General features: G+C 71.2%; 12 protein-coding genes and 1 pseudogene. 5 read left to right on the plus strand and 8 right to left on the minus strand.

Annotation, left to right across the window (positions count from 1 at the left end; genetic code table 11):
• Positions 1–53: 53 nt before the first annotated feature.
• Positions 54–746, plus strand: coding sequence for a TetR/AcrR family transcriptional regulator (locus tag AQJ11_RS34245; RefSeq protein ID WP_059265812.1), 693 nt, complete (start codon positions 54–56; stop codon positions 744–746).
• A 438-nt stretch (positions 747–1,184) separates the two neighbouring features.
• Here AQJ11_RS34245 and ypfJ read toward each other — a convergent pair whose 3' ends face one another.
• On the minus strand, positions 1,185–2,072 hold the full coding sequence (ypfJ, locus tag AQJ11_RS34250) for a KPN_02809 family neutral zinc metallopeptidase (protein WP_059265813.1): 888 nt from the start codon (positions 2,070–2,072) through the stop codon (positions 1,185–1,187).
• A gap of 1,131 nt (positions 2,073–3,203) precedes the next feature.
• Here ypfJ and AQJ11_RS34255 point away from each other — a divergent pair.
• From AQJ11_RS34255 to AQJ11_RS51615, 4 genes and pseudogenes are all read left to right on the plus strand, one after another.
• A complete protein-coding gene (locus AQJ11_RS34255) occupies positions 3,204–3,824 on the plus strand; it encodes an SRPBCC family protein (RefSeq protein WP_059265814.1) in 621 nt (206 codons plus the stop codon).
• 36 nt (positions 3,825–3,860) lie between these two features.
• On the plus strand, positions 3,861–6,173 hold the full coding sequence (locus tag AQJ11_RS34260; RefSeq protein ID WP_059265815.1) for an FdhF/YdeP family oxidoreductase: 2,313 nt from the start codon (positions 3,861–3,863) through the stop codon (positions 6,171–6,173).
• Positions 6,174–6,362: 189 nt separating this feature from the next.
• A complete protein-coding gene (locus AQJ11_RS34265) occupies positions 6,363–6,632 on the plus strand; it encodes a hypothetical protein (protein ID WP_059265816.1) in 270 nt (89 codons plus the stop codon).
• An 81-nt stretch (positions 6,633–6,713) separates the two neighbouring features.
• Positions 6,714–6,839 (plus strand): annotated as a pseudogene (locus AQJ11_RS51615) (EamA family transporter); the annotation flags it as partial.
• 210 nt (positions 6,840–7,049) lie between these two features.
• Here the strand turns inward: AQJ11_RS51615 and AQJ11_RS34270 are convergent.
• The 7 genes from AQJ11_RS34270 to AQJ11_RS34295 form a co-directional block, all read right to left on the minus strand.
• Positions 7,050–8,267: an MFS transporter gene (locus AQJ11_RS34270; RefSeq protein ID WP_244218483.1), complete on the minus strand. Its 1,218-nt coding sequence runs from the start codon at positions 8,265–8,267 to the stop codon at positions 7,050–7,052.
• Positions 8,268–8,377: 110 nt separating this feature from the next.
• The gene (locus tag AQJ11_RS34275) at positions 8,378–9,127 is read right to left on the minus strand and encodes a glucose 1-dehydrogenase (protein ID WP_059265818.1); all 750 of its coding nucleotides are present in this window, start codon (positions 9,125–9,127) and stop codon (positions 8,378–8,380) included.
• A gap of 783 nt (positions 9,128–9,910) precedes the next feature.
• On the minus strand, positions 9,911–10,375 hold the full coding sequence (locus AQJ11_RS34280; protein ID WP_014669847.1) for a MarR family winged helix-turn-helix transcriptional regulator: 465 nt from the start codon (positions 10,373–10,375) through the stop codon (positions 9,911–9,913).
• Between the two features lie 106 nt (positions 10,376–10,481).
• Positions 10,482–10,718 carry an LLM class oxidoreductase gene (locus AQJ11_RS51620; protein WP_244218484.1) on the minus strand — a complete coding sequence of 79 codons (237 nt, stop codon included), beginning with the start codon at positions 10,716–10,718 and terminating at the stop codon, positions 10,482–10,484.
• Positions 10,648–11,340: an LLM class oxidoreductase gene (locus tag AQJ11_RS34285; protein WP_244218485.1), complete on the minus strand. Its 693-nt coding sequence runs from the start codon at positions 11,338–11,340 to the stop codon at positions 10,648–10,650. The genes AQJ11_RS51620 and AQJ11_RS34285 overlap by 71 nt, the downstream gene beginning before the upstream one ends.
• A 302-nt stretch (positions 11,341–11,642) precedes the next feature.
• On the minus strand, positions 11,643–12,971 hold the full coding sequence (locus AQJ11_RS34290; RefSeq protein ID WP_014669849.1) for an epoxide hydrolase family protein: 1,329 nt from the start codon (positions 12,969–12,971) through the stop codon (positions 11,643–11,645).
• A 263-nt stretch (positions 12,972–13,234) separates the two neighbouring features.
• Complete coding sequence (locus AQJ11_RS34295) at positions 13,235–14,206, minus strand: alpha/beta hydrolase (protein ID WP_059265819.1); 972 nt, start codon at positions 14,204–14,206, stop codon at positions 13,235–13,237.
• Positions 14,207–14,306 lie beyond the last annotated feature (100 nt).

A 14,306-nucleotide genomic window follows, 5' to 3' on the forward strand; every position in this document is an offset into this window, starting at 1 on the left:
CAGTCCAACAGGGGAACGAAGATATGTCAAAGGGCTTGCGTTAGCCTGGTCCGGTGGAAGAGATCCGACGACGAGCACGGTCCGCCGAAGCGAAGCAGGAACGACGGCACGCGCTCCTCACCGCCGCCACCGAACTCGGCCTGGCACACGGCGTGCGCGAGGTGACGCTCACCGCGGTCACCAGCCACATCGGGCTGCACCCCTCCGCGCTGCGCCGCTACTTCGAGTCGCGCGAGGAACTGCTCCTCGAACTCGCCGAGCACGGCTGGGGCCAGTGGTGCGCCGGTCTCCTCGACGCCCTGGCCGAGGCCTCGCCGCGGACCGCCCGCGAGGTCGCCCAGGCGGTCGCGGCCTCGCTGGAGCGGCTGCCGCTGTTCTGCGATCTGCTCACCCACGTCGTGCTCAGCCTCGAAGGCGCGGTACGCCTCGACCGGGCACGCCGCTACAAGACGGCGGCCACCGAGGCGTACGACGAGATGACCGACGCGCTGGTGGCGACCGAAGCGGGACTCGATCCCGACGGGGCACGCACCGTGCTCACGGTCGCCATGAGCACCGCCGCCTACCTCTACCAGCTCAGCCGCCCCAGCCCCACCCTGCGGCAGCTCTACGAGCAGGAGCCGCGATGGGCCCACGACGCGCTGCGCTTCCGTGAGCAGCTCGCCGGGATACTCCAGACCGTGGTGTCGGGAGCGCAGCACACCCGCAGCACCCCACCCGGCGCGTGGCCCCACGTGGACCGGTGAGGGTGGGCGGCACGAACCGGCGAAGGGCCGTGGGTGTCCGCGGCAGGGGTTCCCTGTCCCGCCCCGCACGGTCGCTCCACCACCCCGGGCAGCGCGGGCAAGGCTCCTGCCGGTACGGCCGTTGCCCCGGCCGGCCCTTGGCCCGCCGCGGTGACCGCCGGCGCGGGGGCCGGCCGTCAGGCGACCGTGGACGTCGTCTCCGTCCCGGCGGACGGCAGGGCGGGGTCACGGCGTGGGCGCGGGACGAGCACGAGCCGGCCGGGTGACCGACCCCCTGATCGATCGGGTGACAACCGGACAACTCGGTGCTCAACGCTTGGCTGTCTCACGTCCGCGTGGACGGCGTGCGGTGGGCGGTGGCCGGGGCCTTCGTGGTGCGGGCCTGCTGCTGGGGCGGTGTGTGGCTCCTGCCGTCCGGGACGCCCATTGTCAGTGTGGTCAGCTGAACGTGTTGCAACTGGCGACGCGGCCGGAGCGGTAGCCGGTGGAGAACCATTGCTGACGCTGGCTCGCGGAGCCGTGGGTCCAGGTGTCGGGTGTGACCTTGCCCTGGTAGCGCTGCTGGATACGGTCGTCTCCGACGGCGGCGGCCGCGTCCAGCCCGCGGTTGATGTCGTCCTTCGTCAAGTCGGTGATCAGTGGCTTACCGCTCTTGGGGTCAGGGGTGGTGGTGGCGTGGTGGGCCCACACTCCGGCGTAGCAGTCCGCCTGCAACTCAAGTTTCACCGAGCCGCTGTTCTGGCCCTTTCCGCTGCCGCGGGAGATCGTTCCGCTGAGGTCCTGGAAGTGGTGGCCGTATTCGTGCGCAATGACGTAGGCCTCGGCGAACGGGCCGCCCTTGGCGCCGAACTTGCTGCTCAAGTCGTTGAAGAAGCCGAGGTCGAGATAGACCTTGTCATCGGCGGAGCAGTAGAAGGGACCGACGTCGGAAGTCGCGTTCCCGCAGCCGGTGTTCACACTGCCGGTGAACAGGAACGTCGGGGCCTGCTGGTAGGGCTTGCCGGCGGCTGTCTCCGTCTGCTTCCAGAACGCCTGCACGCTGTCGACCACGGCGACGATCCGGCACTCCTCCTTGCGGTTGGCGTCAGCACCGGTCCGGCAGTCCGCCGCGAGGTCCGCGACTGACTTGCCGGACGAGGACGAGTCGCTGCTGCCCGAGCCGAACATGCCCGGGTCGACACCCAAGAGCACGGACGCGACCAGCACCACGAGCCCGACCAGCCCCCCGCCGATGGTCTTCCCGCCGCCCGGGATCCCGCCCAGCGCACCTCCCCGACCATCCTCGACCTCGGACGTGTCCAGAGCAGCATCGTCGTCGAATTGCATACGTTGACCTCCCTCAAGCAGCGCGCCGGACCGCCCCGCGTCGTCCCGCTCGCCTACCCCGTACGAGGACATCCCCATCCCGTCCTCTTTCTGCTCCGCGTCTCGAAGGAGCCGGCGGGCGATCCGCGACGCCGCTCCGTGGGCGAACGGCGGACCGCGGTGCGCGGTGACGGCCCCTCCATGCCGTCGACCGCGCAGCGAGCGGGCCCCGCAAGCCACCGTGGCCCTGGAAGGGGACGGCACGGTCATCGCCCAGGCCCGGCGCCTGGCCGCCGACCTCCACACCCGCGTCCAGGCCGACCACGGCCTGCCGGTCTCTCAGCGCGCCATGGACCTGACCCAATTGGCGGTCAGCGAGCTGGTCACCCACGCCCGCAAGTACGCTCCCGGCCCGTCCTGCTGGACCTGCGAATCACCGGGGACACGGTCGAGGTCGTGGTCTGGGGCGCATCGAGGACTGGCCGCCGGGCCCGCCTCACCGCGAACGCGCTGCGCCGCTGCGGCCCAGGTGTGGTGGCCAGGGATGGTGTGCGGGTGGTTCGGGGGCGGGGCGTCCGATCCGGTCGGGCGGGGTTCGGGACGGGGGCCAGTGGCGGCCGTCCCGCTTGCCACCGACCGCGTCGAGGAGGGTGTCCTCGGACATCTGCCGGGCGGGGTGCAGCGGATGACGAGGGTGTCGGCCAGGCCGTGGTCGAGTGGCGCAGGTGTGCGCCGGGCTGGCGGTGGTAGTTGGCCAGGGCGTAGTCGGCGCAGTCCAGGAGCAGGTCGCAGGCCCATGGGCGACTCCCTCGGCCGACGGGGCGCCGCGACGACGGCGAAGCGGCACCGGGGCGCGGTCGCCGGCCACCGGCCGGGTCACGGTGAGCGGTGCGGGTGGCCGTGCCCGGGGTGGAGCTGGAGGTGACCGTCGGCCACCTGGAGAAGCCCGTGGCCAACGCCCCTACCACGCCTCGGGCTCGGCGCCCCTCCTGCGAGCAGGGCCCGGCCCCTTCTCGTGCTCGCTGCCGCCGGGGACGTCTACGCGGTCGGGTGACTTGAAACCCGGGATCGGGGAACCGGAAGAGATGCCCTGCCCCATAAGGGGAGGGCCGGGTCAGGACGCCCGGCTCCCTCATCGGAAGAAGGACCATGATGGCGCACGAAGACGACGGTGGGCAGGCCGTGCCGAACACCCCGGGCATGCGCTCCGACGGCGACGGCGTCACACGCCGCCGTCCGCTGCGCGAGCGGCACGTCGAGGAGACGGTCGAGGTCGCGGTGCCGGTCCGCACGGCCTACAACCAGTGGACGCAATTCAAGACGTTCCCACGCTTCTCGACCGTGGTGCGCGACGTCGAGCAGATCAGGCCTGCCGTCACCGCGTGGACCATCGGCTACGGCCCCCTGCGTCACCGTTTCGCGGTCGAGATCGTGGAACAGGACCCTGACGCCTACCTGGCCTGGCGCGGCCTGGAGCAGCACCCCACCCACCAGGGCGAGGTCGAGTTCAGGCCGACGGAGTCCGGTGGCACCGCGATCACCGTCCGGATGCTCCTCCAACCGCAGGGAGCCGCGTCGGTCCTCACCCGCTCGTCCAGGCTCGTAGGACTGACCGTGCGACTGGTGCGCGGGGAACTGGTGAGCTTCAAGCACTTCATCGAAGGGCTCGGTCAGGAGGGCGGTGCCTGGCGCGGCACCATCCGCAACGGCCGGGTCCAGCACGACAATCCGGAACCGCCCAGGAGCCGTGTCGCCCAGTGGCCCGTCGGCTGACCCGCGTACCGCACACGGCAAGAGAAAGGCCAAGCGATGCAGAACCCGCCCGGTGAGGAGCCGGAGACCTCCCTCTCCGTGACACCGCCGAAGAAGTGGGCGGCCGGGGTTCCCGCCGTCGTGCACGCGCTGGAGTACTCCCTGGAGCAGACCTCCCCACGCAAGACCGGGGTCGACCTGCTCACCATGAACCAGGTGGGCGGGGTCGACTGCCCCGGCTGCGCGTGGGCGGACCCCGCCCCGGGCCGGCGCCATCGCAACGAGTACTGCGAGAACGGCGCCAAGCACATCAACGACGACGCCACGACGCGCCGGATCACCGCCGACTTCTTCCGCGAGCACAGCGTGTCCGATCTGGCCGCCCGCTCCGACATGTGGCTCAACCAGCAGGGCCGGCTCACCGAGCCGATGATCAAACGGCCCGGGTCGGACCACTACGAGCCCATTGGCTGGAACGACGCCCTGGGCGTCCTGGCGCAGGAACTCCGGGGGCTGGACTCGCCCGACGAGGCGGTCTTCTACACCTCCGGCCGGGCCAGCAACGAGGCCGCCTTCGTCTTCCAGCTCTTCGCCCGCGCCTACGGCACCAACAACCTGCCCGACTGCAGCAACATGTGCCACGAGTCCAGCGGCTTCGCCCTGAACGAGACGCTGGGCGTCGGCAAGGGCACCGTGAGTCTCGACGACCTCCACCACGCGGACCTGATCTTCCTGGTGGGGCAGAACCCGGGCAGCAATCACCCGCGGCAGCTTTCGGCCCTGGAGGAGGCCAAGCGCAACGGCGGCCGCATCGTGGCGGTGAACCCGTTGCCGGAGGCGGGGCTGCGACGCTTCAAGAACCCGCAGAAGCCGCGCGGTGTCGTAGGGCGGGGCACCCAGATCGCCGACCGCTTCCTGCACATCAAGCCGGGCGGGGACCTCGCCCTGTTCCAGGCACTGAACCGGCTGTTGCTGGAGGCGGAGGACGCGCGTCCCGGCACCGTCCTGGACCACGACTTCATCAACGCCCACACCTCCGGTTTCGAGGAGTTCGCCCGGCACGCCCGCACCGTCGACTGGGACGACGTGCGCGCGGCGACGGGACTGACCCGCGAGGAGATCGAGAAGGTCCGCGACGAGGTTCTGCGGAGCGAACGCGTCATCGTGTGCTGGGCGATGGGCATCACCCAGCACAAGCACGGCGTACCCACCATCCGGGAGATCGTCAACTTCCTGATGCTGCGCGGCAATCTGGGGCGCGCCGGCACGGGCGCCTGCCCGGTGCGCGGCCACAGCAACGTCCAGGGCGACCGCACCATGGGCATCTGGGAGCAGATGCCGGACACCTTCCTGGACGCCCTTCAGGAGGAGTTCGGCTTCGATCCGCCGCGCGCGCACGGCCTGGACTCGGTGAACTCGATCAAGGCGATGCTGGAGGGCCGCGTCAAGGTCTTCCTCGCCCTGGCCGGGAACTTCGTGCGCGCGGCGCCCGACAGCGAGGTCACCGAGAAGGCGATGCGTTCGTGCCGGCTGACCGCCCACATCTCCACCAAGCTCAACCGCTCGCACACCGTCTGCGGCGAAACCGCCCTGATCCTGCCGACGCTGGGGCGCACCGAGCGTGATGTCCAGGCCGCCGGCGAGCAGTTCGTCACCGTCGAGAACTCCATGAGCGAGGTGCACACCTCGCAGGGACGGCTCGAACCGGCCTCGCGCGTGCTGCTGAGCGAGGTCGCCATCCTGTGCCGGCTCGCCCGGCTGAGCCTCGGCGGTGAGGGGAACATCCCCTGGGGCAAGTTCGAGAGCGACTACAACACCATCCGCGACAGCATCTCCCGGATCGTGCCGGGCTTCCACGACTTCAACGCCCGGGTGACCCGTCCGGGAGGCTTCCAGCTACCCAACCCCGTCAACGAGGGCGTGTTCAGGACCGAGACCGGCAAGGCCCGGTTCACCTGCAACGAGCGGGTGGTGCCCCGGGCCCCCGAGGGTCACCTGCTGCTGCAGACCTTGCGCTCGCACGACCAGTGGAACACCGTCCCGTACACCAACAACGACCGCTACCGCGGCATCCACGGCAGCCGCCACGTGATCCTCGTCAACCCGGCCGACCTGTCCGAACTCGGCCTCGCCCAGGGCGATCGCGTGGACCTGGTGAGCGTCTGGGAGGACGGCACCGAGCGCCGGGCCGAGAACTTCCAGGTCGTGCCCTACCCGGCGGCCAAGGGTTCGGCCGCCGCCTACTACCCGGAGACGAACGTCCTGGTGCCGCTCGACAGCGTCGCCGACGTGAGCAACCAGCCCACGTCGAAGGGCATCGTCATCCGCCTCGAACCCACGGGCGACCGATCCCGGCCGGCACCCGTCTGACCGGCACTGATGACGCCGCACCCCGGCGGGCCCCGCTGACAGCAGCGGGGTTCCGCCGTCCGCCTAGTAGTGCTTCGTCACGTCGGGTTCCTTCGCCTGGAGGTGGGCATCGTCCTGGTGTGAGGTTGGGGGAGGCGATCCGCACTGAGGTGTGGGTGGCGACGATGTGTCGTTTGCCAAGCTGACGGGGTGCCCGGCGCCGGGGCCGGCGGCACGGTGGTGGACGTCAAGGCCATGTGCCTTCCCTCTCTCGCCGAGATGGGCGCCACCAGCGTGTTTGTCCGCCCCGACGTCTATGTCTTCGGCCAAGCGGACACCCAGGGACCTGCGAGTCCCGCCTCACCGACCTGGGAGGCGGCGGCGCTGACCCACTCACCCACAGCCATCGCCTTCGCCGTGGCCCAACCCCCGAACGTGGAGGTCAACGAACTCGTTGTGCGCCCGACCGCACAGCGGTAGCCGTCGCGCATCCGTGCGCACCGGCGGGGCCGAGCCGCCGTCGGCCCGCGAGGCGGGCGCGGTCGTGAGCCGTGAGGCGCCGCGGTCCTGCTTGGGGACCCGATGCCGCCGAGGCTGCCGGCGGGGATGGCCGTGTCGTTCGCGGGCGCGGTGACCGTGGGGCTGTGGATGTCGGGCGGCGGCGGGTCCTCGCTGCTCGGCCGTGTTCGCCGGGGTGCACGCGGTGCGCTGCGTGGGTGCGTCAACGGGGCCGTCGTGCGGGAGGTGCGCCGAGGCTGCCGGGTGCTGGCCCCGTAACGGCCTGTTCCCCTAACGGCGTACCGGTCCGCCGGGTGTGCGTGTGTTCTCGTACCCGTCTGACCGGCCTGCGACGCCTTGGTGGTTCCGTCCGTGTGGTTCTGCTCGACCGCATCCCGGTCAGCGCCGTGCCGCCTTGTGTACGCCGGCCGGTATCAGCGTGCTGAGCAGCACCGCGAGGGCGCCGTAGGCGAACGCGGCGGTCGTGCCCTGGTGGTCGGTCAGGAGACCGCCGGCGAAGGAGCCGAGTGCAAGGAAGGTCTGCGAGGCGGTGACGAGGAGGGCCAAGGCGGCATCGGGGGCGTCGGGGAACAGCCGCATGACACGGGCCTGCCCGATGAGCGGGACCGCTCCGAAGGCCGCGCCCCACATCAGGACGAGGACGATGACGACGGGGGTCGCGGTGGTGGCGGTGAGCAGGAGTACGGCGGCGGCCAGGAGGAGGGCGACGGCGACGGCCAGGGCCCGCAGGGAATGCCGGGTGAGCAGACCGATCAGGAAGTTCCCGGCGAGTCCCGCCAGCCCGTAGCCGAGCAGGACGGTGGTGACGGCGTCCGGGCCGAGGTGGGCGTGCTCCTGGAGGTAGGGGGTGATGTAGGTGTAGGCGGTGAAGTGCCCGAAGAAGACGGCTCCGGTGGCCAGCAGGGCGAGCGCGAGGGGCGGCGTACGCAGGGCCCTGCCGAGCGTGGTCGGGCGAACGGCGCCGGTGGGTTTCAGGGCGGGCAGCGCGATGGCGAGGAAGAGCAGCGCGAGCAGTCCCGTGAGAGCGGCGATGAGGAAGGCGGTGCGCCATCCCGCCAGGTGCCCGATCAGCGCGCCGAGCGGCAGGCTGATGACGGTTCCGGCTGAGATGCCCGCGGTGATGAGCGATGCCGCGCGGTCCGCCTGTGCCGGGGGGACCAGCCGGTTGCCGACGCCCGCTCCCATCGCCCAGAAGCCGCCGACGCCGAGGCCCAGGAGCAGGCGCGCCATGACCATGACGGGGAAGTCGGGTGCCAGGGCGGCCAGGGTGTCCGACGCGGCGATGAGCGCGGCGAGGGCGAGCAGGACGTGCCGGCGATCGAGGCGGCCGGAGGCCATGGTGAGCAGCGGCGCTGCCACTGCTGCGGCAAGTCCGGGGACGACCACGAGGAGCCCGGCGGTGCCCGTGTTCACGTGCAGGTCCCCGCTGATGGCGGGCAGCAGGGCGACGGGCAGGAACTCCGAGAGCACCAGGACGAAGGACACCGCCGCGACGGATGCGACGGCTGGCCACCCGCCCCTGTGCCGGGGCGGCCGGGTTGTGCTTCCGGTCTGCGGTACGGGCGTGGTGGCGGCCGGCGTGCGGCGACTGCTCATGACTCTCCTTGGCTCACGGTGCGCGCGGGGCCTGACGCGGGCGGGCCGCGGCCGTGTGGCCGCGGCCCGTGCCGTTGCTCGCGGGGGATGGGTGGTTCGGTGCCCGGCGGTCAGACCTGGTTGGCGCCGCCGTCTACGAAGATCTCGGTGCCGGTGATGTAGCTGGACTGGTCGGTGGCGAGGAAGAGGGCGAGGTTGGCGACTTCTTCGGGCTGGCCCATGCGGCCGAGGGGGACGCCGGCGGCGAGGGTGTCGCGCAGTTGGGCGGCTTGTTCGTCGTCGGGAGCGAGTCCGTTGAGGCCGGGGGTGGTGATGGGGCCGGGGGCGATGGTGTTGACGCGGATGTTGCGGGTGCGCAGTTCGTTGGCCCAGGTGCGGGCGAAGGAGCGGATGGCGGCCTTGGAGGCGCCGTAGACACCGAAGGCTTCGTTGCCGACGCTGCCGGCGGTGGAGCCGGTGAGGATGACGGAGGCGCCGTCGTTGAGGAGGGGCAGTGCCTTCTGGACGGTGAAGAGGGTGCCCTTGACGTTGGTGTCGAAGGTGGTGTCGAAGTGTTCTTCGGTGACCTGTTCCAGGGTGGCGAAGGTGCCGCCGCCGGCGTTGGCGAACAGGACGTCGATGTGGTGCCCGGCGTCGGCGATGGTGGCGTAGAGGCGGTCCAGGCTGGCGAGGTCGGCGCTGTCGGCCTGGACAGCGGTGACGTTCCCGTCGATCTCGTGAGCCGCCTTGTCCAGGGCGTCCTTACGACGTCCGGTGATGTAGACGTGCGCGCCTTCGGCGGCGAAGCGCTGCGCCGCCGCCAGGCCGATGCCGCTGGTACCGCCGGTGACCACGGCGGTCTTGCCGGTGAGCTGTCCCATGATCTGCTCCTGAAGTCCCGGGGTGGGCCGGCTTCTGCGGCCGGGCCACCTGTTTCCGTTCAGCCTTCAATGAAGATAGAACCAGGAAGATGACACGTCAACTAGTTGGGTGGCGTTCATCCGGCGTGAGAGCCGGGTGCGCTCTTGTGGGAGCCGAGTCGCTGGCCATTACGTGTGCGTCGTCAGTCTCCAGCGCGCATATGCAGCATGCGGAAATGTCGCGGACGCCGACGGGTCCCAAGCACTCACGGGAAGCGCCCCCGACGAGGCGCTGGCTCGACCTGGTCCTCGCTGTGCCCGCGCGCGGCGGTCGCGACCTGCTCCGCCGCGCAGGCGGAGGGCAGCCACGGCCCCTGTGCAGTAAGAGCGAGGGAGCGGGGGACGGTGTACGTAAGGGCTCTTCAGTCAAATCACGGATGGTCTTCCGTCAACCCGCACCCCAGCATAGGAAGTGCCGCAGCGCAGTCACACGGCGCGGCGGCCGCCTCCGCAGGGCCGTCCGTGTCGTGCACCGCACGGCAGGGACGATGACACTCGAGGAGGAGTCGGACACGCCGGAGTGTGCAGGGCCCGCCCGGAACGGCCCCGCACACTCCGGCGTAGAGCCACCCGTCCAGCCGGACCGGGCGGACAGCCGAAGCCGGGCATCGACGGCAGCGCGCCCGCCCTCCGTCGGAGCCGCCCGGTCGCCCTTGAGTAACGTCGGGAGGGGAGCGAACCGAAACGCCGACGAGGCAAGCGCCGTGCCCGCGGACGCAGAGGTGAGCACCGCGCCTCACCGTGTCACTGACTGGTTTCGTTCTTCGCGATGACCGTGTCGGTGATCTCTGCGAGCAACGCGATCTGGCCGGGGGTGAGGTGGTCGAGGAAGAGACGGCGGACGTCCTCCACGTGCCGGGGCGCGGCGGCCTCGATGGCCTCACGGCCCGCCCGGGTGACGACCACGTACGCGCCCCGTCCGTCGTCGGCGCATTCCTCGCGGCCGACGAGGCCGCGCTTGGTCATGCGCGCGAGGTGGTGTGAGACCCGGCTCTTCTCCCACCCGAGCACTTTCGCGAGGTCCTGGATGCGCAATCGGTCCCCGGGGGCACGGGTCAGCTCGGCCAGTACCGAGTAGTCGGTCGCTGAGAGGCCGAAGTCGCGCTGCAAGGTCCGGCCGGTCTGGTTGACCAGCAGGTCGTGCATGCGCAGCATGCCGCGCCAGGCCCGCCCTTCGACCGGGTCCAGCCAGTGAGGTGCTTCATCCATGTGTCCACCCTATGAGAAGGTTGACGCTTCCAGTATCTGCCTGCCCGCTCTTTCCGTGCCGCTTCACACCCGGGCCGTTTTGCCCCCGGTTGCCGGGGGAGAGGGGTCAGCGGGCCGGCGGGGCGAGCACCTTCCACTGCGTCCGCGGCAGTCCTGGTTCGGTGCTGATGACGTGCAGCCCGGCGTGTGTGGCACCGGCGTCGAGGTGGGCCTGTACGCGCTGGTCGATGGCGTCGAGGTCGCCCCAGGCGACGACGGCGTCGATGAGGTGGTCACTGCCGCCGTGGGCGAGGTCGTCCTCGGTGAAGCCCTGCCGCAGAAGGCTGTTGGCGTAGTGGCCCATGCCGAGGAACGGTGCGAGGAAGGTGCGCGCGGTGGCGCGGGCGCGCGCGGGATCGCTGTCGACGACGACCGCCTGGTAGGGGGCGAGCAGGGGGGGCCGGGCCCAGCACACCGCGCGCGGTGGCGGTGAAGTCGGGGGTGACGGGGAAGGGATGGGTGTCGGCGCTGCGCCGGCCGGCGAGTTCGGTGAGCTTGGGGCCCATCGCGGCGACGAGGCGCTCGTCGGCGGGGACGGGTTCGGCGTGCCGGTCGAGGGCGTCGAGGTAGGTGTTGAGCGCGGCCAGGGGGCGGTAGGTGCCTCCGGCGCGTCGGGCGGCGGCGTCGCTGACGCCCAGGCCGAGCACGAGACGGTGTCCGTACTCCCGGCGCAGGCGTGCGTGGCCGGCGGCCATGTCCTCGGGGGTGTGCCGCCAGATGCTCAGCAGCCCGGTGACGATGGCGGCGTTCTCGCGGGCGCGCAGGAGCCGTTCGGCGTCGCCGAGGATGTCGCCGCCGCCGAGGCCGGGGATCCACGGCGCGCCCCAGCCCTGCTGGTCGAGTTCGGCTGCGGCCTCGTGGATCTCCACGGGGTCGGGGTGCAGGCGCAGTTCCGGGCTCCAGATGCCGGTGGTGCCGAGATCCACGACAGTCCCTTCCTCTCCGCGACGGTGCGGTGCGGGGTGGTGGTGCGGTGCAGGGGACCGGATCAGGTCGGGCGCGGCCGGTATCCGCTCCCGACGGCGGCGGATGGCCCGGTCCGACCGCCCCGTTCAATGTTCAACTTCCGGACACCCTAGAGCTATATACGTGACACGTCAACCACATAGTGTGCGGGTTTCCCGTCCGCCCTCGGATGCCGCGAGGGCGGCGACGGCGGGCGTGTCCAGCCCCTGCCGTCGCCGCCCTCACCGCGGCATGTGCCCCGGGTGTGCGCGGGGGATCGCGCTCACTTCACCAGCCGGGCGAACTTCCTGACCTCCTGGGTGAACAGCTGGGGCTGCTCGAAGGCGGCGAAGTGGCCGCCGTAGGGGATCTGGTCGTTGAAGTAGACGAGGTTGCTGTAGGCGCGCTCGGCCCAGATCCTCGGGCTGCGCACCAGTTCGTGGGGGAAGACGCTTAGGCCGACCGGCAGGTCGAGCCGGGTCAGCTCGGAGGAGGCGCCGTAGTTCTGCCAGTAGATGCGGGCGGAGGAGGCGGCGGTGTCGGTGAGCCAGTACAGGGTGATGTTGTCCAGCATGTCGTCGAGGGAGAGGGCACCCTCGGGCCGGCCGGTGTTGTCGGTCCAGTCGAGCAGCTTCTCGTAGATCCAGGCAGCCTGGCCGGAGGGGGAGTCGGCGAGGGCGTAGCCGAGGGTCTGCGGGCGGGTGGACTGCTCCTGGAAGTATCCGGAGAGCTGGCTGGAGAAGGTCTGTATCTGGGCGAGCGCCGTCTGCTCGGCGGCGGTGACGGTGTCGGTGACCGGCGGGCTGAAGGTGTACTCGGGGAAGTTGAGCTGGACGCCCAGCAGGCCCTTGGGGCGCAGCTTGCCCAGCTGGGTGGTGACGCCGCCGCCCCAGTCGCCGCCCTGGGCGATGTAGTGGGTGTAGCCGAGGCGTTCCATCAGGGTGGCCCAGGCCGCCGCGATGCGGGCGGTGGTCCAGCCGGTGGTGCTCGGCCGGTCGGAGAAGCCGAAGCCGGGCAGCGAGGGGACGACCACGTGGAAGGCGTCCTGCGCGCTGCCGCCGTGAGCGGTGGGGTCGGTCAAGGGCCCGATCGCCTTCACGAACTCCACGAAGGAGCCCGGCCAGCCGTGGGTGAGGATGAGGGGGGTGGCGTTGCTGTGCCGGGAGCGGACGTGCAGGAAGTGGATGCCCAGGCCGTCGATCTGCGTACGGTACTGGCCCAGGTTGTTGATCTGGCGCTCGAAACGGCGCCAGTCGTACTGGGTGCGCCAGTACCGCAGCAGGCTGGTCAGCTTGGCGAGCTGGACGCCCTGGGAGTTGTCGGTGACGGTCTCCTGCTCGGGCAGCCGGACGTGCGCGAGCCGCTGCCGCAGATCCTTGAGCAGGGCTTCCGGGACACGCAGGTCCAGCGGGGTGATCCGGCTGGTGGCTGCGGGCAGGCTCAGCGGGCCGACGGCACCGGCGGAGGTGGCGGCGGAGGCGAGGTCCGTGCCCAGGACGGCCGGTACGGCGGTCGCCAGGCCGGCGACGGTGGCGGTGCGCAGGAGGTTGCGCCGGGACGGGCTGAAGGAGGCCTGGTCCGCGGCGGGGCCGGAATGAAGGGGTGAACGCATGGATGTCTCCAGCTTCGAGGAGGGGCGCCGACAGGGACGGACGGCGCGAGGGGATGTCTGCAAGGGGGCGGGAAAGCGGGGTGCTCGTCTGTCCCCGGGGGCCGCCGGACGCGGGCGGGAGGCGGCCATGCCTGGCGCACGCGCCCGCATCCGGCGTGGAAAAGGTGCTCTGCCCGCTGGGTGTGCCGGTTTGTCCGTGCTGTGCGGGCGCGCTGCCCCGGCGGGCGGTCACGCGGATGAGCGCGTGACCGCCCGCCCGGGTGTCAGGCGGTGGTGTTGAGGGCTTCCCGGAGGCTGGCGACCGCGAGCAGGATGGCGTGCTTGGCCGCCTCGGTCTCGTGCAGCGAGTTGACCATGACGAAGTCGTGGACGATGCCGCCGAAGCGGGCGTTGGTCGCCGCCACGCCGGCCCGGCGCAGCTTGGCCGCGAAGGCCTCGCCCTCGTCGCGCAGCACGTCGGCCTCGGCGGTGATGATCAGCGCCGGAGGCAGGTCCTTGAGCTCCTCCAGGCTGGCCCGCAGCGGGGAGACGGTGATACGGCCGCGCTCCTCCTCGCTGGTGGTGTACTGGTCCCAGAACCACTTCATGCCGTCGCGGGCGAGGAAGTAGCCCTCGGCGAACTCGTGGTAGGAGTCGGTGTCGAAGGCGGCATCGGTGACCGGGTAGAACAGCACCTGCTTGACGAAGCGGACGTCGCGGCGCTCCTTGGCCAGCAGGGTCAGGGCGATCGCCATGTTGCCGCCGACGGAGTCGCCCGCCACCGCCAGGCGCCGCGCGTCCAGGTCGCGGTCGGGGCCGTTGGCCGTCACCCACTGTGCCACCGCGTAGCTCTGCTCCAGGGCGACGGGGTAGCCGACCTCTGGCGAGCGGTCGTACTCGGGGAAGACCACGGCCGCGCCGACACCGATGGCGAGGTCGCGCACGAGCCGGTCATGGGTGTGGGCGTCGCCGAAGACCCAGCCGGCACCGTGTGTGTAGAGGATGACGGGCAGGGCCGTGCCGGCCGTGCCCTTGGGGCGCACGATGCGGGCCTTGACGCTCCCGGTGGGGCCGCCCTGGACGTCGACCCACTCCTCGTCGACCTCGGGCTTGAAGATCTCGGCGTCCTGGACCTGGTCCACCGCCTTGCGGCCCTCGGCCGGGGGGAGTTGATAGAGGAAGGGCGGCTCGGACGTGGCGTCCACGAAGGCCTGCGCGGCAGGCTCCAGGGCGATGTTGCGGGGGTTCCCGGCCATGGTGGTGCTCCTTGCTGATGTGATGGGGGACAGCCATGAAACTGCCGTGCGGTCCCGGCGAAGACCCCTCGGATCAGGGGGAAGCCCACAGATCGGGGCG

The sequence above is a fragment of the Streptomyces corchorusii genome (assembly GCF_001514055.1).
GTDB lineage: Bacteria > Actinomycetota > Actinomycetes > Streptomycetales > Streptomycetaceae > Streptomyces > Streptomyces olivaceoviridis.